Origin of the sequence: Nocardia sp. NPDC006982, assembly GCF_042869435.1 — a bacterium.
GTDB lineage: Bacteria > Actinomycetota > Actinomycetes > Mycobacteriales > Mycobacteriaceae > Nocardia.
This window is the reverse complement of sequence record NZ_JBIAFV010000001.1, coordinates 180,018-201,864: the sequence shown is the minus strand read 5'-3', so window position 1 is coordinate 201,864 and position 21,847 is coordinate 180,018. Positions and strand designations below refer to the sequence as shown.

Annotated in this window: 27 protein-coding genes; 17 read left to right on the top strand and 10 right to left on the bottom strand. The window is 64.8% G+C overall.

Going from position 1 to position 21,847, the window contains the following annotated elements:
• Positions 1-4: 4 nt before the first annotated feature.
• Entirely contained in the window at positions 5-796 is a 792-nt protein-coding gene (locus ACFYOW_RS01075) for a GNAT family N-acetyltransferase (RefSeq protein WP_387283239.1), read from the top strand.
• Positions 793-1,026 (top strand): translation initiation factor IF-1, encoded by a 234-nt coding sequence (infA, locus tag ACFYOW_RS01070; protein WP_387283237.1) that lies wholly within the window; start codon positions 793-795, stop codon positions 1,024-1,026. Before ACFYOW_RS01075 ends, infA begins: the two co-directional genes overlap by 4 nt.
• 216 nt (positions 1,027-1,242) lie before the next feature.
• Here infA and ACFYOW_RS01065 read toward each other — a convergent pair whose 3' ends face one another.
• Positions 1,243-1,716, bottom strand: coding sequence for an SRPBCC domain-containing protein (locus tag ACFYOW_RS01065; RefSeq protein WP_387283234.1), 474 nt, complete (start codon positions 1,714-1,716; stop codon positions 1,243-1,245).
• A gap of 2 nt (positions 1,717-1,718) precedes the next feature.
• Positions 1,719-2,045 carry an ArsR/SmtB family transcription factor gene (locus ACFYOW_RS01060; RefSeq protein WP_387283232.1) on the bottom strand — a complete coding sequence of 109 codons (327 nt, stop codon included), beginning with the start codon at positions 2,043-2,045 and terminating at the stop codon, positions 1,719-1,721.
• 88 nt (positions 2,046-2,133) lie between these two features.
• Between ACFYOW_RS01060 and ACFYOW_RS01055 the strand changes: the two genes are divergently transcribed.
• The 3 genes from ACFYOW_RS01055 to ACFYOW_RS01045 are packed head-to-tail and all read left to right on the top strand — an operon-like array spanning position 2,134 to position 3,334.
• Positions 2,134-2,409, top strand: a complete 276-nt coding sequence (locus ACFYOW_RS01055) for a hypothetical protein (RefSeq protein ID WP_387283230.1) — start codon at positions 2,134-2,136, stop codon at positions 2,407-2,409.
• Positions 2,409-2,738 carry a hypothetical protein gene (locus tag ACFYOW_RS01050; RefSeq protein ID WP_387283228.1) on the top strand — a complete coding sequence of 110 codons (330 nt, stop codon included), beginning with the start codon at positions 2,409-2,411 and terminating at the stop codon, positions 2,736-2,738. The genes ACFYOW_RS01055 and ACFYOW_RS01050 overlap by 1 nt, the downstream gene beginning before the upstream one ends.
• Before the next feature lie 44 nt (positions 2,739-2,782).
• Complete coding sequence (locus tag ACFYOW_RS01045; protein ID WP_387283225.1) at positions 2,783-3,334, top strand: AAA family ATPase; 552 nt, start codon at positions 2,783-2,785, stop codon at positions 3,332-3,334.
• Here the strand turns inward: ACFYOW_RS01045 and ACFYOW_RS01040 are convergent.
• From ACFYOW_RS01040 to ACFYOW_RS01030, 3 genes are all read right to left on the bottom strand, one after another.
• On the bottom strand, positions 3,321-6,140 hold the full coding sequence (locus tag ACFYOW_RS01040) for an aminotransferase class I/II-fold pyridoxal phosphate-dependent enzyme (protein WP_387283223.1): 2,820 nt from the start codon (positions 6,138-6,140) through the stop codon (positions 3,321-3,323). The two genes, ACFYOW_RS01045 and ACFYOW_RS01040, sit on opposite strands and share 14 nt — an antisense overlap.
• A gap of 207 nt (positions 6,141-6,347) precedes the next feature.
• Positions 6,348-6,941, bottom strand: coding sequence for an alpha/beta fold hydrolase (locus ACFYOW_RS01035; protein ID WP_387283221.1), 594 nt, complete (start codon positions 6,939-6,941; stop codon positions 6,348-6,350).
• 95 nt (positions 6,942-7,036) lie between these two features.
• Complete coding sequence (locus tag ACFYOW_RS01030) at positions 7,037-8,560, bottom strand: FAD-dependent oxidoreductase (RefSeq protein WP_387283219.1); 1,524 nt, start codon at positions 8,558-8,560, stop codon at positions 7,037-7,039.
• 157 nt (positions 8,561-8,717) lie between these two features.
• On the opposite strand from ACFYOW_RS01030, the gene ACFYOW_RS01025 reads away from it, so the two are divergent.
• A complete protein-coding gene (locus tag ACFYOW_RS01025; RefSeq protein WP_387283217.1) occupies positions 8,718-8,963 on the top strand; it encodes a CsbD family protein in 246 nt (81 codons plus the stop codon).
• A gap of 79 nt (positions 8,964-9,042) precedes the next feature.
• On the opposite strand, the gene ACFYOW_RS01020 is transcribed toward ACFYOW_RS01025, so the two are convergent.
• Complete coding sequence (locus ACFYOW_RS01020) at positions 9,043-9,375, bottom strand: hypothetical protein (protein ID WP_387283215.1); 333 nt, start codon at positions 9,373-9,375, stop codon at positions 9,043-9,045.
• A 168-nt stretch (positions 9,376-9,543) separates the two neighbouring features.
• On the opposite strand from ACFYOW_RS01020, the gene ACFYOW_RS01015 reads away from it, so the two are divergent.
• The 11 genes from ACFYOW_RS01015 (at position 9,544) to thpD (ending at position 17,522) form a co-directional block, all read left to right on the top strand.
• A complete protein-coding gene (locus ACFYOW_RS01015) occupies positions 9,544-10,077 on the top strand; it encodes a DUF6328 family protein (RefSeq protein WP_387283213.1) in 534 nt (177 codons plus the stop codon).
• Between the two features lie 223 nt (positions 10,078-10,300).
• A complete protein-coding gene (locus ACFYOW_RS01010; protein ID WP_063045702.1) occupies positions 10,301-10,699 on the top strand; it encodes an STAS domain-containing protein in 399 nt (132 codons plus the stop codon).
• 68 nt (positions 10,700-10,767) lie between these two features.
• A complete protein-coding gene (locus tag ACFYOW_RS01005; protein WP_387283211.1) occupies positions 10,768-11,451 on the top strand; it encodes a PAS and ANTAR domain-containing protein in 684 nt (227 codons plus the stop codon).
• Positions 11,452-11,506: 55 nt separating this feature from the next.
• On the top strand, positions 11,507-11,998 hold the full coding sequence (locus ACFYOW_RS01000) for an ATP-binding protein (RefSeq protein WP_387283209.1): 492 nt from the start codon (positions 11,507-11,509) through the stop codon (positions 11,996-11,998).
• Entirely contained in the window at positions 11,988-12,773 is a 786-nt protein-coding gene (locus ACFYOW_RS00995; RefSeq protein ID WP_387283207.1) for an RNA polymerase sigma factor SigF, read from the top strand. The genes ACFYOW_RS01000 and ACFYOW_RS00995 overlap by 11 nt, the downstream gene beginning before the upstream one ends.
• A 124-nt stretch (positions 12,774-12,897) precedes the next feature.
• Positions 12,898-13,296 carry a hypothetical protein gene (locus tag ACFYOW_RS00990; protein WP_387283205.1) on the top strand — a complete coding sequence of 133 codons (399 nt, stop codon included), beginning with the start codon at positions 12,898-12,900 and terminating at the stop codon, positions 13,294-13,296.
• 232 nt (positions 13,297-13,528) lie between these two features.
• On the top strand, positions 13,529-14,239 hold the full coding sequence (locus ACFYOW_RS00985; protein ID WP_040690646.1) for a response regulator transcription factor: 711 nt from the start codon (positions 13,529-13,531) through the stop codon (positions 14,237-14,239).
• Positions 14,240-14,388: 149 nt separating this feature from the next.
• Positions 14,389-14,973, top strand: coding sequence for a diaminobutyrate acetyltransferase (gene ectA, locus ACFYOW_RS00980; protein ID WP_387283202.1), 585 nt, complete (start codon positions 14,389-14,391; stop codon positions 14,971-14,973).
• Entirely contained in the window at positions 14,970-16,238 is a 1,269-nt protein-coding gene (gene ectB / locus ACFYOW_RS00975; RefSeq protein WP_387283200.1) for a diaminobutyrate--2-oxoglutarate transaminase, read from the top strand. Before ectA ends, ectB begins: the two co-directional genes overlap by 4 nt.
• Position 16,239: 1 nt before the next feature.
• Complete coding sequence (locus ACFYOW_RS00970; RefSeq protein WP_387283198.1) at positions 16,240-16,638, top strand: ectoine synthase; 399 nt, start codon at positions 16,240-16,242, stop codon at positions 16,636-16,638.
• An 8-nt stretch (positions 16,639-16,646) separates the two neighbouring features.
• Entirely contained in the window at positions 16,647-17,522 is an 876-nt protein-coding gene (gene thpD / locus ACFYOW_RS00965; RefSeq protein ID WP_387283196.1) for an ectoine hydroxylase, read from the top strand.
• Between the two features lie 94 nt (positions 17,523-17,616).
• On the opposite strand, the gene ACFYOW_RS00960 is transcribed toward thpD, so the two are convergent.
• The 4 genes from ACFYOW_RS00960 to ACFYOW_RS00945 form a co-directional block, all read right to left on the bottom strand.
• Positions 17,617-18,051, bottom strand: coding sequence for a hypothetical protein (locus ACFYOW_RS00960; RefSeq protein ID WP_387283194.1), 435 nt, complete (start codon positions 18,049-18,051; stop codon positions 17,617-17,619).
• Between the two features lie 657 nt (positions 18,052-18,708).
• Complete coding sequence (locus ACFYOW_RS00955; RefSeq protein ID WP_387283192.1) at positions 18,709-18,930, bottom strand: hypothetical protein; 222 nt, start codon at positions 18,928-18,930, stop codon at positions 18,709-18,711.
• 262 nt (positions 18,931-19,192) lie between these two features.
• On the bottom strand, positions 19,193-19,327 hold the full coding sequence (locus tag ACFYOW_RS00950; protein ID WP_387283190.1) for a hypothetical protein: 135 nt from the start codon (positions 19,325-19,327) through the stop codon (positions 19,193-19,195).
• 247 nt (positions 19,328-19,574) lie between these two features.
• Entirely contained in the window at positions 19,575-21,824 is a 2,250-nt protein-coding gene (locus ACFYOW_RS00945; protein WP_387283188.1) for a serine/threonine-protein kinase, read from the bottom strand.
• Positions 21,825-21,847: the final 23 nt, after the last annotated feature.

The following is a 21,847-nucleotide window of genomic DNA, read 5'->3' as shown; positions in this document are numbered from 1 at the left end:
TTCTATGAATTTCACTTCGGGCATGGGTGAGCCCACCGTAGTGATCACACGGGTTGCGGAGACGCAATGGCACGCGGTGGCCGACGACCGAGTGGTCGGCCGCGGCGACGCTTCGCGGCGGCCCGACGGCCGAATCTTCCTCAGCATCGACTCATGGCACGACACGGTCTTCGAGCAACTCGCTGGTGCGATGCTGCCAGAGCTTTCGAGGCCGCTTTACACGGTGGTCGATGAGGTCGACGTGGACCTGAGGTCTGCTTGGGAGCGGGCTGGTTTCGCGACCCGCCGCCGTGAGTGGGAATACCTCGTATCCACCGACCCGCACTACACCGGGCTCGATTCGGTGCCGGCTGTCGGGGGCGTGACGATACTGCCGGTCGGCGCGGCGCAAGAAGTACCGCTCCTCGAGGCCTACACCAGGATCCGTGCCGAGATCGACGCTACCGTCGGCTGGGACTCCATGCCTGCCGAGATAACTACTTGCCCGGACGGGATCGTCCCGGTCGATCCGGCACAGTATGCGGTCGCAACCCGGTCCGACGAGTATGTCGGACTGCTCCGAGTCGCATCGCGACGTCGGCACGCACGTATCGAACTCATCGTCGTTCGAGCCGACCAACGCCGCCGAGGTGTCGCCCGAGCACTGCTCGGCCCGGTACTTGGCTCGCTGCACCAGTCCGGGATCGAAACGGTATCGGCGTATGTGAACGACGCCAACACCGCCGCCGTAAAGCTGTTCGACGGCGTCAGCAGCAGCCGCCGCGCAGGCAGCAACCTGGAGTTGGTGCTGCGATGACGACCACGGCGAACAACGGCAGGGGCATCGAAATCGAAGGCACCGTCGTCGAGTGTCTGCGCAACGCCACTTTCACAGTGGAACTCGCGAACGGGCACAAGGTGCTCGCACATATCAGCGGGAAGATACGGAAGAACTACATCAAGATCTTGCCGCAGGATCGGGTGCTTGTGGAGCTCAGCCCGTACGACCTCACCCGCGGTCGAATCCTGTTCCGGTACAGGACGTAACGGAGGACCGGGACACGACCGAATCGACGTCGCTGTCCTGACGACAATGGTATCGGCAACCGGTTCGATGAAGGTCGCCGATACCATCTCGGCCGCTGTCGCAGGGGCAGACACCGCACGATGCATCCGGCGTTCGGCGGTGCTGAACCTCGCCGAGATCGCCTGATCGACATCCGATAGCTGCGACAGTGCACCAGCGGGGAAATGCGGCGCGACTCAGCGCCCCGGGTTCGGTGACGACTCCAATTCTCGCAACACCTCATCGATGCGCCGCATGACATGGGAGCGCCAGCCGGCGTCCATGATCGTGCGGGCCTTCTGCTGGAGCGGATGGTCTAGATCGAATCCGGCGTGTTCCAAGAACAATCGGGTGCCCTTGCCCTCGGGCTCCAGCGTCCAGGTGATCGTCCAGTCGGCGCCGTGCTCGGCATTCGGGTCGACGTCGCGCCAACCGACGCGCAGCATCCGCTCCGATTCGAAGGACAGCACCTCGGCCGCGATCGCACCGGAAAAGCCGGTCGCCGGAACGGCTTTCGCATCGATGGTGTAGCGATGCCCGACCTCGAGCCGGAAGTCGGACGGCATGAACCACCGCGCGAGCAACTCCGGTTCGGTCAGCGCGCGCCACACCTTCGCCGGCGGGTGCGCCAGGAATTCGTCCACGTGAATGGTGGTCGGATCATCGGTCATCGTTACTCCTCTTCCATGGTGTCCAGCAGTTCACGCAGCCCGGCCAACTTCTCACGCCAGAACTGCTCGAACGGGTGCAACCATTCCTGGATCTCGTACAGCGGGGCCGCCTCGAGCCGATACAGCCGTTGCCGCCCCACCTTGTTCTCACTGACCAACTCGGCCTCCCGCAGCACCCGCAGATGTTCGGAGAAGCTCGGCCGCGCCATCTCGAAATGCGCGGCCAGATCGGTCACCGGCTGCGGTCCGCCCTCGCGCAGCAGCCGCAATACTTCGCGCCGAACCGGACTGGCCAGTGCCGCGAAGACCCGCCCTTCGGTTTTGTTCACGATCCCGACTATAGGTAGGAAAAATCCTACGCGTCAAGAGATGAAACCGGGACCGATTGGTCGGTTACTATGCGCGTAGTATGTGGTCATGGGGTACGAGTGGCCGGACTGGGCGTTCGCACACCTGATCGGCATCGGACCCCGGGAAGTACGCCAAGTCCTCGAAGGCGCACGGCGCTGGCCGCGGATCGCCGATGACGGGCACGTGACGGTGTTGTCGGTCTGGGGTCGAACGGGTACCGGGCGGCCGCTGATCGTGGCGACGCGCCAACAGGACCAGTGGACCTGGCTGATCATCGGCGCCCGGGAAATGCGCGCCGACGAACTGAAAATGTTCGAGGAGTGGGAACAGGAGAACCGGTGATGCGTGAAAAGGATTTCCCGTCCACCCCGGACGAAGTGGCGTCGTTCATGGATCGGCTGACCTTCAGCGACGAACCGGTCCCGCCGGAAAAGGCGCCGCCGCCACTCGCCCCAGGTGACGACATCATGGTGACCAGCTCCATTCGCATGCCGCTGGAGCTGCACACCCGGGTCAAGCAACTCGCCGACAGCCGCGGCATCGGCATGTCGACGCTGATCCGAGAATGGATGGAGGCGGCCATCGCCGAACTCGATGGCGATCAGCTCATTTCGCGCGCCGATGCGGTGCGCGCGCTCTCGCGACTGCATCCCATCCACCGCGCGAGCTGACTCGGGGGAACGGCGACGAAAATGAGTGGCGCTCGGCTGCGATCATGGCGGATATGGAATCCGCCGTCTATCTGATCACCGGTATCCAGGCCGCAGGGAAGTCCACGGTCGCGCAGGCGCTGGCGGAGCGGTTGCCGCGCTCGGCGCATGTGCGCGGAGATGCGTTCCGGCGCTTCATCATCGGTGGCCGGGCGGACATGAGTCCAGAACCGTCGACGGAGGCACTCGACCAATTGCGGCTGCGACACGCGCTGGCCGCGCATACCGCCGATACCTACGCCTCGGCCGGATTCACCGCGATCATCCAGGATGTCGTGCTCGGGGAGTTCCTGCCCTACACCCTCGACCGCATCCGGACCAGGCCGCGGTATGTGGTGGTGCTCGCGCCGAAACCGGCCGCGGTCGCCGCCCGCGAGGCGGGCCGGGATAAGGTCGCCTACGACGGCTTCACCGTCGACAGCCTGGACGAGGTGCTGCGGGCGCAGACCCCGCGGATCGGATTGTGGTTGGACACTTCCGATCTCACCGTGGACCAGACCGTTGACGAGATTCTCGAGCAGGCGCGGCCACTCGACAGCGAAGTCACTGCGCGGTGAACCGCATCCGATCCAGCGCGTGAGCTGACTCCAGCGCCGTCGCTGCCTGTGGCGCATCGTCGGACGCCGTGGCAATCGCGTGCCGAGTTGCGGCCAGCCGTGCCAGCGCGGACTCGGTGAAGACCGACAACCCGAGGTCGGGGTTGTATCCGTGAATTTCCTTGACGTCGAGCTCGGCCAGGAAATACAGGATTTCGGTCGAGATCACCTGACCCGGTACCAGCACCGGGAAGCCGGGCGGGTAGGGGACGACGAAGGTGGTGGACACCAGGGTCTTTCCCTTGGCGATCCGTCGCCCGGCGTCGCCGAGCAGGATGTGTTCGCGGTCGGACTCCTCATATCCGGCGTAGAAGGCCGATCGCATGTCGCCGAACACGCTGGTGCCGTCGGGACGAAACACGCTGTCGAACTCGCTGAAGTCGGGCAGTGCCGGCAGATCCTTGGTGATCTCGTCGACCCGGCGCTGTTGCAAGGCGTGATCGGCCTTGCCGCCCGCGCCCCGGCTGCGCTCGAAGTCGGTAGCCACCCGACGTAGCACGTCGAGCAGGTAGTGCACGCTCGACCAGGTCACGCCGATCGTGAAGATCAAGAGCACACTGTTGATCGAGGTCTTGTTGATCTGGATACCGAACCGATCCATCAGGATCTTCTCGCGGAATTCGAAGCCGTTCATGCCGGTCTTGCCGATGAACAGGGTGACCCGAGTCGGGTCGAGCACGAACTGATCGGACCGCCACGCCTCGTTCCACTCTGCCAATCCACCCTGCCTGACCTGCCGGTACGAGCTGACTTCGGAGGGACGGAACTCGTCGGGCACCAGGTCGTCCTCGTCGAGGATGCGGAACCACTTGCCGATCAGCCGGTCTTTGCGAACGCGGTGACGGAAGACCAGCGCCATGTCGTAGACGTTGCGGACCAGCTGGAAGCCCTCGATGTCGACCTGCCGGCGCGCCAAGTCCAACGACGCCAGCAGTTGCTGGTTCGGCGACGTCGAGGTGTGGGTCAAAAACGCCTCACCGAACGACTCTCGGACGAGAGCTTTGAAATCCTGGTCGCGGACATGGATCATCGACGCCTGCCGAAGCGCCGACAGCGACTTGTGCGTGGAATGCGTCGCGTACACGCGTACACGCGCGCGCCCGGGGTCCGGAAGCAGCCGGTGGTTGCTCCACTCGGCGCGGTCGACTCCCTGCATCGACGCACGCCACGTGCGGTACTCCGCGGCGTACCCGGGCGAGGACAATGTCGATTCGAGTTGCTCGGCGGCAACCATGGCGGTCCGCTGCCGTGCCCACGGCACCGCGGTGGCGAACGCATACCACGCCTCGTCCCACAGGAAGCAAATGTCCGGCTTGATCGCCAGGACCTCCTCCATCACGCGCCGTGGGTTGTAGACGACACCGTCGAAAGTGCAGTTGGTGAGCAGCAGCATGCGCACTCGGTCCAGTTGTCCGGCCGCCTCGAGGTCCAGCAGGGCCTTCTTGATGGTGTGCAGCGACACGGCTCCATAGATCGCGAACGGCTCGAGCGGATAGGCGTCCAGGTACCTCGGGTACGCCCCAGCGAGCACCAGGCCGTAGTGGTGCGACTTATGGCAATTGCGGTCGATCAGAACGATGTCGCCCGGCCGGGTCAGGGCCTGCACGACAATCTTGTTCGCGGTGGAAGTCCCGTTGGTGACGAAGTACGTCTGATTGGCACACCATGTCTTCGCGGCTTTGTCCATCGCCACCCTGATCGTGCCGTGCGGGTCCAGCAGTGAGTCCAGCCCGCCGGAGGTGGACGACGTCTCGGCCATGAAGATGTTGCGTCCGTAGAACTCGCCCATATCCTGCAGCGACTTGGAGTTGAAGATGCTGGCGCCACGCGCGACGGGAAGTGCGTGGAATTGGCCGACCGGGGCGGCCGCATAGGCACGCAGGGCGTCGAAAAACGGTGTGGCGAACCGGCTCCGGAAGCCGGCGAGCACCGTGCTGTACAGGTCGGTGACATCGTTGAGCCGATAGAACGTGCGGTCGTAGACGTTCGGCTCGTCTTCGCTCTCCGCGGCGATCGATTCGTCGGTGAGCAGGTACAGATCGATATGAGGCCGCAACTGCCTGATCCACTCGCCACATTCGACCCAGTTCTGGGTGCGCTCGGTCACGACCACGTCGTCGTTGACACCGAGCAATGTGGTCATCAACGGCACCCGGTCGTGTGAACGAAGCGGCAGGTCATGCCGGATGATCGCCGCCTGAATCTCGCCGTTCAACGCGACCGCGGTGATGGCGTCCTCGATGCTCGACACGACAAGCAACTCGAATTGCACATCGTCGGACGGGTCGCGAAGCGCGCGCACGCTCTGTGCCAGGCTCTCGGGAGCCTCAGGCGGAGAATCGTCGCCGAGTAGGACGGTGAAGAACTGCTGCCGTCTGGCCCGCGCCACGAGTTCTTGATCGGCCAGCGGCGCAGACGTGTCGAACACAGCTGTACCGTCGCCGTACTCGGAGAGCAGGCGCACAGCCAGCGACACCTCCTCGGTGAGCCGCACAGTTGCAAGATCGGCGAGATATCCGCGAAATGCCGCCAGTCTCGCCGCGCCCGGGTACAACCAGTACCGCTCGTAGGCGCCGAGACGATCGAGGAGGCGCCGCACCCGGGCGGCTTCGTGGGTGGTGTCCAGCCCGGCACTGTTGACATCGGCGAGCCGACGGCACGCGTCGTCGAGCAGATTCCATGTGTCGATTCGCGAGTACGACGGGTTCGCTACCGCCGCCAGCGCGGAAACACTGAGCCCTTTCGGGCGTTCGCCGTTTCGGTGCATGTCGTCAGTTTTCGCCGCTCGATCGGTGGGCGAAGTGGTTTGTCGAACACGAAAGGACACCCTGCAACATCCCTGCAAATATTGTGCCCCGCCATCGATCAAATTCCTAGCCGCGCTCACCGCGATACGGACGGCGGATCGTGACCGCCGGACCGGTCGACGACCCGGTTCGAAAGCGGTCACTTTCCGCGGTCCATCGCGTCCGAGCTATCGAGAGCTGACTCCGACACCCGTCACACGACCGCAGGACGCCGGGCCGCGTTTTCGGCGATTGTCGTGGCGATCTGATCGAACAGCGGCTCGGCAAGTCGTGGCCCATCGCGTCGAATGGCAGGTAGGTCGAGTTGGGGATCGCGGCGTGGGTGGCCTGGCCGCCGGCGATCTTGATGAGCGTGTCCTCGGCATCCGCAGGTCGGTGATCTGCTCGATCGCGGCCGCACGATCTGGCGGCATCGGTTTCACCAGTTCGAGCACGTTCCCGTCGGCCATGCCGATGAGAAAGTGCGGCGTGCTCATGATCGAGCACAGTGACAGCACCCGCGGGGTGTGCTCGATCGCGAGTAGCTGGGCGACCATCCCGCCCATCGAGGCGCCGACGACGTGTGTCCGCTCGATGCCGAGATGATCGAGCAGTTCGACCGCGTCTCGGGCGACCGCTCGCAGGTAGTACTGGCTCGGGGTGGTCTTCCACTCGGTCAGACTGCTGTCGCGGTTGTCCGGACGGATCACCCGGTAGCCGCGCTCGCCGAGGTGGTCGACGATTTCCAGGGGCCAGTGGATCAGCTGGGAGCTGAGCCCCATGATCATCAGCAGCGGTTCCCCCGTGATCGAACGCTCTCCGGTCCGGGCTGCGAAAACCTACTGACCAGAGGTGTTCCCGAACAACCAGGCCCACGTCACAACTCACGGGATTCGGGACCGGGGAACGGGCCGGAAATCGGCGTCAGCGAGTCGGTTGCCGGACCCTCCAGCAGCGTGCCGTCGGCGGCGAATCGGGAGCCGTGTAGCGGGCAGTCCCAGGATTGCTCTGCATCGTTCCAGCACACCATGCCGCCCAGATGCGGGCAGACCGCAGAAACCTCGGTGGTGGCGCCGTCGACAGTGCATACGGCGGTCGGTCGCAGCCCGTGACGTTCGACGCGGCCGCTGCCCTCGGCAGGCGCTGCACCGAGACCGGTGCCGAGCATGCGCAGCCAACCGAAGGAAAGTTGTTGGGCCACAGAGCTATTGGCGAATACGGCGGCAGGTATGGACTTCAGTTCGCTCGGGCGCCAGCTGGCGAAGGTGTCGGCCCACCGGGGTGGTTTCCCATTGACCCGGCCGACGAGCGCCAAGGCTGCGGCAATGCCGTTGGTCAAGCCCCATTTGGCGTAGCCGGTGGCGAGCAGGATGCGCTGCTGCCCGGGCAGCAGCGGACCGACGTAGGGCAGTTCGTCGACGGGGTGGTAATCCTGCGCGGACCAGCTCTGCAGCGGTTCGGCGGTGGGGAAACACCGGCGTGTCCAGGCGATCAACTCCTCGACCCGGTGGCTCGCGGCATTCGTGCGCCCGACCACGTGGCCGTTGCCGCCGACCAGCAGTAGCTCGCCGCCATCGGGTCCGGGCGTATACCGCAGTGACCGAGTGGGCTCGCCCGCGCTGATGAACATTTCGTGCGGGATCGGCTCGGCGACCCGGAAGGCGCTCAGATAGGAGCGCTCGGCGGTGAGTCGGGCGAAGAAGCCGCCGCGGTCGAGTATCGGCGTGCCGGTTGCCAGGATGATCGTGCGCGCGACCAGATCGCCGTGCTCGGTTTCGATGACCAACTGGTCGTGTTCGCCACTGTGCACGCCCTTGGCCCGGGTGGATTCGAAGATCGACGCGCCGCGCGATTCGATATCGGCGGCCAAACTGGCAAGCAGTGCCATCGGGTCGAGTTGAGCCTGGTTATCGAGCCGGACAGCACCGTGCGCCGGGAACGGCACATCCATCGCCTCGACGAGCGTGGTGGCCAGCCCGGCAGCCCGCGTCGCCTCGTACTCCCTTCGCACAGCGGATATTTCAGACTCGGACTGAGCGTAAGTGAGTGCCGGGACGCGCTGGACGGGCACCGAATGCTCCGCGCAGTAGCGCAACAGCCACTGCTGCCCCTCGCGATTGGCCTCGACATAGTCGGTCACCGCTCGATCGCCGTGGCGACCGCGGATCCGCTGCGCTCGAACCCCTTGCAGCAGACTAACCTTCGCCGTACTGGCACCGGTGGTACCCGCCCCGACTCGCCTACTCTCCAGCACCGCCACGTCGACACCGCTCTCGGCCAGCAGCAGGGCGGTCACCAGGCCGGTGAGCCCGGCGCCGATCACAACGGTGTCGAAACGCAGCCCCGGCGTGAGCCGCAGTCGCGCCGGCACCTCGGCATCGTTCAACCACAGGGACCTCATGCTTCGGCGATAACCGCTGCCGCACCACCGAAACATCCCGATATGCGGCAGGAATTCACGGAATCCACGATAAAAATTCGGAGTTCGGGTTCAACGGGCAGATCCCGGGTATGCGGCGAATGTCCACCTGAAAACCGATAATTCGGAGGTAGATATCGTGTCCGAGCACAAGAGTGGTCCCCGCGAAGGTGTCGAAGGCGTCGTCGAAGACGCCAAGGGCAAGATCAAGGAGGCCGCCGGCGCAGTCTTCGGAAACGACGACCTGCGGGCTGAAGGCAAAGCCCAGCAGGACAAGGCGGAATCACAGCGTGAAGCAGCCAGCAAGGAAGCGGCCGCCGAGAAGCAGCGTGCCGAAGCCAAGCTCGACGAACAGCGCCAGCGCGCTTACCAGCAGGGGCAGTGATTATCGATAATCGCTGCGTATGACAAGTAATGGGTTGCCGGACAATATGTCCGGCAACCCATTACTTTCGGCACCGGGATTACTTCGGAACCAGGATGCCGGTCAAGTCCGCTTTGCGGATAGGGGTGTCCGGATTGGCCTGTGCCCGGCACATCAATTCGATTGCGGCGATCGAGGCGTCGACGGTCTGATCATTGGTCGCCGGCGCATTGCCGTTACGTTCCTGCTCGAGGAATTTGGTCACCGTGATGCGCTGTTTATCCTTGTCCTGCGCGACGAATTCGCTACAGGGCGTGTCACCGCCCTTGTTCACCGCCTTCTGGGCCTCCTGGCAGCCGCTCGCCAAGACCGCCAGTGTGGCCGCGGCGGCCACCGCGGCGATGCGACCTCGGCAGGTTCCGGTGTTTCTCATGATGGATCGCTCCTCCTCGAAACGATGCCGCCGAGCGCATCGGCGTCATCACGCGCATACCCGCCCGTCGAACACCGAATCAGCGGCGCTGCGATCAACGATCGCGGGGGTGTATGCCGGCCCGGCTCGGGTACGCCGCCAACACGGAGCGCGAACCCAGGAGCAGCCATGGCGACGACGTCGAAAGGCGATGACCCAGCCGTGACCAAAGATGATCAGGAATGGGATCGCAAGGTCAGGCACGAGACCGAAACCCAACGGCTGGACCGCAATTGGTCCAACCTTGTGCAGGAACTGCGGGTCGTGCAGACCGGTGTGCAGTTCTTGATCAGCGCGCTGCTGATCCTCCCGTTCCAGGCCGGATTCACCACCTTGTCGCAGCTGATGCGGGTGTTGTATCTGGGTACCGTCTCCGCGGCGATGGGTGCCACGGTGTTCCTGGTCGCGCCGGTGTCGTGGCATAGGATCCTGTTCCGGCGCCATCGGTTGGGCAGTGTCGTGGCGGCGGCCCATCGCTGCGCGATGGCAGGGATCGCGCTGCTCGGCCTCGCGCTGACCGGTGCGACGATTCTGGTGATGGCAACCGTGGCGGGGACCATCGCCGGTGCGGCGGCGGGTGTGGTGGTCGCGCTGCTGTTCGCGGTGGTCTGGGTGGTGGCGCCGTGGCGCTGGCGCGACGGTCGTGACAGATTCGATAGTTGAATCGGACCGAGCCGACGTGCCAGACTAAAACCAGGTTGAGACTACAGCCGACCCTGGGTCCGACGTGACGACATACCACGCAGGACTCGGCCAGCGGGAGCGCGTAGCGACACCTCACCCAGCGTTGGCAACAACCGATGCGTCCTATCTACCACCGATACCGCCGCCCTCCCGCCGATCCGATCCTGCCGCGCAGGACCGGAATCCCCTCTGGGAGGTTTAGATGTCTGCCGTACTTCAGCACCGCTCAAACGGGCAGCACCCGGCCGGTGAACGACCACGCAACCGCTTCTGGGCGCAACGCGTCGATCGCCGTAAACAGTGTGTGGTGGTGCGCGCCGAAGGTGAACTCGATGCGGCCGCACTCCCGGAGTTCCGCGCGATGCTCGAACACGCCGTCACGACCCGATGCCATGCGGTCGTCCTCGATCTGCGCGCCACCAAATTCCTGAGCATTCGGGTCGCGGCCACCATCGGAGCGATCACCCAGCGGGCCGCGCACGGCGGCCCCGATGTACGCATCGTCTCGGGTCGCCGTGAGATCGACCGGGTGCTCGCCATTACCGGAGTACGTGCCGTGTGTTGTGATTTCCCGACGATGCGCGCCGCGCTCGACACATAATGAGGCCTTAAGTCCCTGGTCGGGCCGATATCCCGGCACCGAGCATGATCGCACCCCATACTTGCGCTGTGACGGAGAGTGGATCTGTTTCGCCCGAGCAGGCGCAGGTGTTGGGTCGGGTCATCGGCATGGGTAAGGCGCAGAACGTCGGCACGTTCTACTTCTGGTTTGCCGACCAGCGGTGGGAGTGGTCCGACGAGGTCGCGCTGTTGCATGGATACGAACCGGGAACAGTGACACCGACCACCGAACTGCTGTTATCGCATAAGCACCCCGAGGATCGCGCGCAGGTCGCCGACACCCTGGCCAACACCATCGAAAACGCGCAGCCGTTCTCCAGCCGGCACCGGATCATCGATACGACCGGTCGTGTGCACCACGTGATCGTGGTGGCCGATCAGATGCTCGACGAGGCGGAAACGGTGATCGGGACGTCGGGCTACTACATCGATGTCACCGACGCACTCGAGGAACGCCAGCAGGAGACCCTCGACGACGCGCTGCCCGAGCTGTATGCGGCCCGCGCGGTGATCGAGCAGGCGAAGGGCGCGTTGATGCTGGTCTACGGCGTAAACGCCGAACAGGCGTTCCGGGTGCTGAGCTGGCGCTCGCAGGAGACCAATATCAAACTGCGGGCACTGGCTGCCCGGTTGGTCGCCGATCTGGGCGCGCTGACCGATTCGATGGCCGAACTGCGCACGCGGTTCGACCATCTGCTGTTGACTGCGCATGAACGGATCGAGGCCGACTGAGTCGAATCCACACCGGTTGCGATGTTTCGATGATGACCGGCCGGGTAAGTCGCGAATGGCCCCCGACTCGAAGGCAGGTTCCGGTCGGCTCGGAGGAAAAGAGGTGGTGATGGGCATGGGGGAGTGGAGTTCCCAGTCCGCGGCGGAGACGACGACGACGATAGGGGTTCGCATCCCCGCCGAGTTGGAGCAGCTGACCATGCTGCGCGCGCTCGCCGAAACAGTCGCGCTCATCGCGGATTTCGCGATCGATGAAGTGGTCGACATCCGGCTTGCGCTCGATGAGGTAGCCACCTCGTTGATCCTGGAGGCGACACCGGGCTCGACCTTGGACTGTGATTTCACCTACAACGATCACGAGATGTTCGTGCGCGTGGCCGCGGTCGCGGTGTCGGAGAAGGTGGTCGGCCAAGCCGGATTCGGCTGGCATATCGTCCGCACGCTGACACAGTCGATCTCGGCGGCGCAGGAGCCGTTCGACAGCGTGGTTTCCGGATATCCGACTGTCGTCGACTTCAGCTGGGCACGGAGTGGTGATGGCGGCTGATTCGAGAGCGCACCGCGACAGTTACGACAATATCGAGCCGCTCTTCGAAAAGATCGCCGCCATCGACCCAGCCGATCACCGTCGAGAACTGTTGCGCGAGGAGCTGATCGGCCGGTGCCTGCCGCTGGCCGAACATATTGCGCGCAAATTCTCCGGGCGCGGCGAGAACTTCGACGATCTGTTGCAGGTGGCCCGATTGGGTCTGGTGCAGGCCGTCGACCGCTTCGACGTGTCGCGCGGTTCCTCATTCCTGTCTTTCGCGGTGCCGACGATCATGGGCGAGGTGCGCAGGCATTTCCGGGACAACACCTGGGCGGTGCGGGTGCCCCGGCGCACCAAGGAGATCCAGCTCAGCATCGGTCCGACCATCGAGGCGCTATCGCAGCGGCTGGGCCGGTTGCCCAGGGCGCGCGAGATCGCCGCCGAGTTGGATGTGGATCTGGTCGAGGTCACCCAGGCACTCATCGCGGGCAATGCATATCAGTCGAGTTCGATCGACGCGGTGGCCGGCGACGATATCGAGAATGCGCCGCAACCGCTGCTGGATAGTCTCGGTGAAGACGAGCCCAGCTACCAGTATGTGGAGGACTATCTGGCGGTCCGGCCGCTGATCGAGGAGCTGCCCGACCGGGAACGCGAGGTGCTGGTCATGCGTTTCTTCGAGTCCATGACCCAGTCCCAGATCGCCGAACAGCTCGGCGTTTCGCAGATGCATGTCTCTCGCATACTGTCCAGAACGCTCGGCAAGTTGCGCGACGCCGCGCTACGCGACTGATCAGCGGGTGAATACATTGTCGCGCAATAGGTTTCGAAGTGATCGGATCCACTGTTTGCCCGGCGTTGCACGCGGGTACGCGAAGAGGAACGGACTATTGATGCCGACGCGCAAGGAGGTCGTCATGAACGATCAGCGACGACCGGCCACCCGAGATCCGTACGCCGGACCGGGGGCTTTCAGGTCGCTGAAAAAACCGCCGGAATCAGTCGTTCGCGGCGAGGGTCCGCAGCAGCCCGGCCGCTTCCTCGTCACCCGCAATCACGAAGTGATCCGGCGGTGGGCCGAGCAGCGCGGTGCGCGGCCGGCCACCATGCCCGGCAGTGAATACGACGGTCGCCTCGGCGTCCTGCGCTTCGATTTCCCCGGGTACGGCGGCGCGGTGCTGCGCGCGGTGGGCTGGGACGAATGGTTCGCCACCTTCGACGCGCGGCAGCTGATGTTCCGCTATCAGGAGCGCAGGGCCGACGGCGGACCGAGCAACTTCAACCGGCTGGAACAGTCCAATCGGGACGAATGGTGACACTGGCCGAAATGTGTCGCATGTCACGTGCAATTTGCACAAAGCGGGTCTTCATGCGCAGGGTGGAGTAGCCGGACGCTAACCGACTGCCCGTGACCTGCCGTTTACCATTTGGTCGGTCCGGGTATTCAAGCAGTTGGCAAAGGTGCTCGAAGTGCGGACTTTCGCGTCGGTTCTGGGTACGCGAGTCCCCGCGTCGCGTCGCGTCCGCGTGGCTGCAAGGGATGAGGGCTTGACCGCAAACCTGATGATCGTTGACGACGACGAAGTGGTACGTGGCGCACTGCGCACGGCCATGGAAGACGAGGGTTACGACGTTGCCGAGGCACATGAGGCCGAGGACGCTCTGACGTATCTGCGCAGCAATGGCGCTCCCGATGTGATGATCGTCGAGCTGATGCTCGGCGATATGGACGGTTTCGATTGCATCAGGGAGATCCGCCGCGAGCACGACGTGCCGATCATCGTGGTCAGCTCGCGCGATGACACCCACGATGTGGTGGCCGCGCTGGAAGCGGGGGCCGACGACTACGTCACCAAGCCGTTCGAGATCAAGGAGATCTCCGCGCGCATGCGGGCGTTGCGCCGCCGCGCGCGCCTGACCATGGAGCGCGAAGCGCCGCGCGAGGCCGTACTCGACGCGCACCCCGACGGACCTCTGGTGCTGGATCGCGACGGTGGCGCGGTACGCCGCGGCGAAGACGAAATCCGGCTCACCATCACCGAATTCAAATTGCTCTGCGAACTCGCGGAATCGCCGGGACGGGTGCTCAGCCGCACCGTCCTGCTCGAAAGAGTATGGGACGACGGCTTTTTCGGCGATGAGCGGATCGTCGATGTCCATATGCGCCGCCTGCGCACCAAAATCGAGCTCGACGCCTCCGAGCCGCGCATCGTGGTCACCGTGCGAGGTCTCGGCTACCGACTCGATCTCCAGCGCTGAGCCTGTGACCAACACCGCAGTGGTACCGAAGTATGACGCTGCCTGCGGTTGTGATCTTTTCGTAATACAACCGCAAAGAGATCGACAGGTTCACCTCAAAGTTGCTTCGTAAGCCTGGATAAGTACTGCAGACCCGACCAGGGAGACGTATGTCACTGCACACCTTGTCCACCAAGACGATCGAACCGTCGGTCACCGAATACCCTTCGGCCGTACCGATTTCCGGACCGCACACGCAGCCGGTGCTGCGCCCGCCGAGAGTCGGCGACGCGGCTCAGATCTGGCGTATCGCCAGGGATTCGCAGGTCCTCGACACCAACTCCAGCTACGCCTACCTGCTGTGGTGTCGTGATTTCGCGAGCACCTCGGTGGTTGCCGAAGTCGGTGGCCGGGTTGTCGGATTCGTGATCGGCTACCTGCGTCCGCAGGCGCCGGAGACGGTGTTCGTGTGGCAGGTCGCGGTCGAGCACGAACAGCGGGGGCGGGGCCTCGGCGCGGCGCTGCTGGACACGTTGCTCGACACCGTCGCCGGCGCCGGTGTTTCGGCACTGGAGACCACGATCGCCCCGGACAATCCGGCCTCGATCGCGATGTTCGCCTCGGTGGCGCGTCGCCGGTCGGCCGAGCTGACCAAACACCCCTTGTTCGATTCCGAACTCTTCCCGGACAGCCACGCTGCCGAAGACCTCTATTTGATCGCCCCTACCGCCCGAAAGCAGGAGGATCGACGATGATTACCGCCGAGACGACCATTTTCGAGGAGCTCGAATCCAATGTCCGTGGCTATTGCCGCGCCTGGCCGACGGTGTTCACCACCGCGTCCGGGAGTTGGTTGCGCGCCGAGGACGGGAAGGAGTACCTCGACTTCTTCGCCGGAGCGGGTGCGTTGAACTACGGTCACAACAATCCGGTGCTCAAGCAGCCGCTGCTGGACTACATCGCCGGTGACGGGATAACCCACGGCCTGGATATGTCGACCGCGGCCAAGCGCGGACTGCTGGAAACCTTGCGCGATACCGTCTTCACGCCGCGCGGCCTGGACTACAAGGTCCAGTTCCCCGGCCCGACCGGTGCGAATGCCGTCGAGGCCGCGCTGAAGTTGGCCCGCAAGGTCACCGGGCGCGAGACGATCATCAGCTTCACCAACGCCTTCCACGGCATGTCGCTGGGTGCGCTGTCGGTGACCGGCAATGCCGCCAAGCGGGCCGGCGCCGGTGTGCCGCTGGTGCATGCCGCGCATATGCCCTATGACGGCTACTTCGACAACACGACCGCCGACTTCCAGTGGATGGAGCGGGTGCTCGACGACACTTCGTCCGGTTTCGACCGGCCCGCGGCGGTGATCGTGGAGACGGTGCAGGGTGAGGGCGGTGTGAATATCGCGCGGCCCGAATGGCTACGGCATCTGTCCGAATTGTGCACCGCGCGTGGCATTCTGCTGATCGTCGACGATGTGCAGATGGGCTGCGGCCGGACCGGACCGTTCTTCTCCTTCGAGATCGCCGGTATCACCCCCGATATCGTGACGCTCTCGAAATCCATCGGCGGCTATGGTTTGCCGCTGGCGCTGGTGCTGTTCAAGCCGGAGCACGACGTGTGGTCCCCGGGTGAGCACAACGGCACCTTCCGTGGTAACAACCCGGCCTTCATCACCGCACAGGCCGCGCTCGAGCACTTCTGGTCCGACGGCACCCTGCAGGCCTCGACCGAGGCCAAGGGACAGCGGATCGGTGCGGCCCTGACCCAGGCGGCCGAGTACTTCCCGGGCATCTCGACGCGCGGTCGCGGACTGGTGCACGGTGTGGTCTTCGACGACCCCTCCCAGGCCGGCAAGGTCTGCCAGGTCGCCTTCGAGCGTGGGCTGCTGGTGGAGACCTCCGGTTCGCTGGACGAAGTGGTGAAGTTGCTGCCGCCATTGACGGTCACCGACGAGGAGGTCGAGCATGGTCTGCGAGTGCTGACCGGCGCGATCGGCACCGTTTGCGGACAGGAGCGTTGAGATGATCGTGCGCAGCACCGCGGAGATCACCGGCACCGAACGCGATGTCGCGGGGCAGGGCTGGCGCAGTAAGCGCATCGTGCTCGGTGGCGACGGCGTCGGATTCTCCTTCCACGAGACCAGCATCGAAGCCGGCACCGTGCACGAGTTCCACTACCGCTACCACGTGGAGGCGGTGTGGCTCATCGAAGGTGAGGGCACACTGACGGATCTGGACCACGGCATCAGCTACGAATTGGCGCCGGGCTCGATGTACCTGCTCGACGGACACGAGCGTCACCGCCTCGAGGTACGCACCGATATGCGGATGATGTGCGTGTTCAATCCGCCGGTCACCGGGCAGGAGGTCCACGACAGCGACGGCGTCTACCCGCTCGTCGCGGCCCAGGTAAGCGGATAGGAGGCGCAATGACGTTGGTGCACACCGACGATCGCTACCCGACTCGGCTCGTCACGGCAGGCGAGCACCGGGATCGGACCGATCCCACCGTGTGGGGCGCGGTCGATTCCGAGGAACTGGCCTCCTTCGATGCCAATGGTTTCGGGATCGTCGAAGAGTTGTTGACCCCCGCCGAGGTCGCGGAGTTCAGCGCCGAAATCGACCGTCTCGCCGGTGATCCGGCGCTGCAGGGCGACGACCGGGTGATCGTGGAGAAGTCCTCGAACCGGGTGCGCTCGGTCTTCGAGGTGCACCGGCTCAGCGGCGCGATCGCCGATCTGGTGCGCGAATCCCGGGTGGCCGGATTGGCCAGGCAGGTGCTCGGCTCGGACGTCTACATCCATCAGAGCCGGGTGAACTACATGCCCGGCTTCCGCGGCACCGGCTTCTACTGGCATTCGGATTTCGAGACCTGGCATGCCGAGGACGGCATGCCCGCACCACGTGCGGTCAGCCTGTCCATCGCACTGACCAACAACTATCCGATCAACGGCAGCCTGATGGTGATGCCCGGCTCGCACCGCACCTTCGTGCCGTGCACCGGCAGCACGCCGGCCGAGCACTATCGGGAGTCGTTGCAGGAGCAGGAGATCGGCGTACCGACGCACGCGGATATCAATGCGCTGGCGAACCGATACGGCATTACCCAGTTCACCGGCAGCGCCGGATCGGCCCTGCTGTTCGATTCGAATATCATGCACGGTTCGTCGAACAACATCACGCCGTTCCCGCGGTCGAATATCTTCCTGGTGTTCAACAGCGTGGAGAACACGCTGGTGGAGCCGTTCGCCGCCCCGGCCCCGCGACCGACGTATATCGCGAGCCGGGACTTCACGCCGGTATAATCCGCCTGCGACGCAGCCGGTCTCGGGGCACCTCACCCCAGACCGGCTGCGCGCGTACGCATTTGGTGCATTGACTGCGCATGTGCACCGGGTGTCAGCCGTAGATGTCCAGTGTGACAGTCAATGTCGCCAAGCGCGTCGCGAGTCCGAGATCGCGGGCCCGTCCCTGGATATCCGTGCGATCGTCAGCGGGCAGCTTGGCCCACAGCTCGCCGAGGAGGGCCTGAGTATCGGCATCAGCCTCGGAGAGGACTCGTAGCAGTGTCGACCACAACCGGCCTTTTGTCGCGATGCCGGGTATCGAGGTCACGGTTGATTCGGGCAATTCCAGTAGTCGGGTACCGACTCGGCGTTGGATCTCGGCATCGGTGCGCTCGACCAGGTCGAGTAGCCCGCGCCACAGTATCGGATCGCTCTGCTCCGCGAGCGCGGCGACCAGTGCCGCCATCGCCGCCGGATCCGCGGTGATCGGATTGGCCGCCAAGGTGTCCAGCGCCGATGGGCTCAGGTATGCGGCGAAGCGGAGCATGTCGTTGATCGCGCCGTGCTCGATGAAGGTGGCGGCGAGTTCGGTAATCGCTTCGGGCGGGCCGATATCGAGCAGGATGTCGCCGAGCGCCCGCGCTGATATTCGGGCTGGAGTAGGCGTAGGCGGCCGAGAGGATCAGGCCCTCGTCGTCAGGGACGCCCGCTTCGATGGCACGGACCAATTGCGTCGTTGCGAAGCCGAGGAACGGACCCGCGGTGACATAGTCCTTGCGGCGCATCAGCTCGTTGGCCACCCGCACGACCGGTTCCGGCGGCGCGACCTCGGCGAGCCGGCCGACGGTATGCGGGTCGATATACGGCGCGCAATCGGCGGCATATTTCGGATCCAGCATCCCGAGGGCTTCCGCGGCCTTCTTGGGATGTTCGACGCCGACCGCTCCCGCGGCGCGACCGCCCATCATCGGCGGCACGACTCGCTGCACCAGCGGTATCGAAATGCTCAGCGGAATTATCGGCACCAGCTTGCTGAGCCGTCCGAACGTCGCGGAGTGGTCGTCGAAAAGGGTGCGCGCCATGCGTTGTTGCAGTTCGTGCAGTTGCTCGGCGCCGAGTTTCTCCAAGTGGGCCAGGCGTTCGGCGGGGACATGCAGAGTGCGGGCCAGCAGGACCAGCTGCGCCCTGGTCACCAGATCGGCCATCAGCCGAGCCGATTCCCGAACATGACCTTCTTCGCCGCGGTGCTAAGTGGCCAGGGCAGTGCACCGAGCAGTCCGTCGACGGCCTCGGCGAGTCCGGCCGTCTCGGCCCTGCGCGCGTCGCGGAACAGGGTCAGCAGTTCGGCGGTTTCCGCCTCGGAGAGTTGATCGAGGGCCGCGACGGCGCCGCCCAGTTCTTGTTCGAGATCTGTTCTGGCGGTCATATTCGCTCCCGGTTCCCCAGTCCTCGCGCAATGACAGTGCACGAAGCACCTCTAGATCACATTGTGCAGTGCCACCTGGCCTGCGGGCTCGGTTCGCTTGTGACGCGCCGCGAGGCAATCGTCTGGCAATCGCCGGGCTCCTGACCTAACTGTTACCTCTGGGTCCAAATGCCAGACAGCGCCGTCTCGTTGCGGTGCGCCGCTGGCAGGGGCGACGGTGCAGCGATTTCCTCGATAATTACGGCGATGTCCTCTACAACGTCTACGGCTCCACCAAGGTGTCCTGGGCGACCACCGCGGGACGGCCGCCGCTCGGCACCAAACGCGCGGTGCTGGACCAGAATCTGCGTCCGGTGCCGCGCAGCGTGACCGGGCGGATCTTTGCAAGCAGCCACATGCTTTTCCGACGCCAAGCCGCCGACCGAATCGGCGGGCATGCTCGATACCGGCGATCTCGGTCATCTCGATGTCGCACGGCGTCTGTTCGTCATGGGCCGCGATGACGAGATGATCATCTCCGGTGGCGCGAATGTTTTCCCGCAGCCCGGCGGAGGAGGCGCTGTCGTATCTGCCGCAGGTCAGCGAAACTACCGCGCAATGCGACCGGCAAGATCCTCGAGCGCATGCTCATCCAGCCCGGCTGATCACCGGGCGACAATACGTTGCAGAGCGGCGAGGTCTTGTTCGAGCATCCGGAACAACCAGTAGATGGCGATGAAGGCCAGCGCGCTGCCCACGCACAGCACACGCAGCGGCACGATGACCGCCGGAATATCCTCGGCGGGAATGAACGTCGCGCCCGCGACACCGAGCAGCGGTACCGCGGCGGCGATGGCGAGGAAGTAGGTGCTGCTGCGGTCGAGCCGGCGCAGTTGGACGCCGTCGGCGGCGCCGAGTCCGCCGTGCGGCAGGAACATCGGGTAGATGCTACGCACCGCATAGAAGCTGACCAGGAAATACGGGTAGGCCATGGCGATCGCGCCGCAAACGATCTGGGTGATGAAGAAGTGCACATAGGCCTCGGCGGTGAGGTGATTGCCCGAGACCTGCACCGACACCGGGACGGCGACGCCGGCCAGTACCCATAATGCGAAGCAGGTCAACACATTTCGGCGACCGAGTTGCAGGGCCTCGCTGCGGGCGCGCGCCAGGGTCGGCGCGTCGTAGGACTTGCCCTTGCGTAGCCCGCGCGAAATGGACCACACATCGACCAGCAGCACATTGGTGACGACGATCCCGATCAGGAAGCAGATGCCGTAGGTGGCCACCGCGATCTGGTCGAAGCGGAGCTGGGCCTGCTCGTCCAGTTTGGCGATGATGAGCGTGCGATTGTGGTTGTAGCTGTACAGGATTGCCAGCGCATTCGGACCGCCGATGGCCAGCGCCATGATGGGGTGCATGAGCACTCGGGCCCGCAACCGCCAACTGTGCGGCGGCGGGTCGACCAGGTCGCGGGCGCGCGCGTCCAGGCAGACATCGAACTGTTGGGCCATATCCGCCCCGCGCGCCCACCGCTTATCCGGATCCGGGTCGAGGGCGCGGACCAGTGCGCGGCGCAGCGCGGCCGGGCAATCGGCCGGAAGATCCTGATACGGCAGCGATTGCGGACTGCCCGAGCGGCGCTCCAACATGCCATCGAGTGCGGTGCGATCGCCGCCGGTCACCTTGTCGTCATCGAAAGGCTTACGGCCGGTGAGCAATTCCCACAGCATGACGGCCAACGCGTAGAGATCGCTGCGGGTATCGAGGTTGGCGGCTGTCGTCGTTTTGTCCGGGTGCACGGCGGCCAGTTGCTCCGGTGACATGTAGGCCAGCGAGCCACCGAAGTAGGCGACCGGGCTGTCACCGGAGACATTGCCGCTGAAACTGATATTGAAATCGGCGAGTTTCGGAATGCCCTCGGCGGTCAGCAGCACATTGGCCGGTTTGATATCGCGGTGCAGCACTCCGCAGCGTCCGGCGTAGTCCAGTGCCTGGGCCAGTCTGCGCCCGAGCCAGGCAATGGTCTCCGGCCAGGACAGTTCGGCCAGTTCGGCGCGCACGGGGGATTCGCTGGGGCGGATCTCGCCCTTGTCGGCGAGTACGGAGTCGATGACATCGACCAGCAGTGCGCCCGAGCGTTCGGCCGCCGGTGTGTTGCGCACCCGCTCGAGCACCGTGAACAGCGTCCCGCCCGGCACGTACTGCATGTACAGCAGGCGCAGGCGGGGACTCTCCAGCACCCGCTGGTCGAAGACCCGCACGATGTAGTCGTGATCGAGCTGAGCTAGGGTCTGCGGTTCTGGGCTCTTGTCCTGGGAGATCTTAACCGCGACGAGCCGCTGCATGGAGCGCTGTCTGGCCAGGAACACTCGCGCGAACGCGCCACGCCCCAGCCCGGTCATCAGGTCGAAGTCGTCGATCTGCCGGCCGACATCGATCTCGTCGAGGTTCACCGGATCGGTGTAGACGGCCAGCAGCGTGCTGCGGTAATCGTCGGTGGCCAGCATCTCCGAGAGTTGCTCGGCCTGTTCGGGATAGGCCGCGGTGTATTCCTCGACATCCACCGAACTGCCCGCGCGCCTGCGGACGTGGAACTCTTCGTAGATGAGATCCGGCGGCAGTGGCCAGGTGCGCAATTCCGGCAGGTCCGCGACGTATTCGGCGAGACGCTTCGGCTCGTTGCCGCGCATCCACCGGTTCGCCAAGTCGACCTTGATCAGCTCGATCAACGACACGCGGCGGATGGCTGGGGAGTCCGGTAGGTAGGCGGGCAGATCCGGGGGCCTATCGGCTGTCCGCCAGGCCTGCGCGAATCGCTCGACGACCTCGGCGACCCCGGTGCCGCGCGGACCGCCCGGCGAGCGGTCCGGAGCGACCGTCGCCCCCGGAACCGGCGGAGCGGAGTGCGCCATCTGCGCATCGTAGCTCCGCCGAT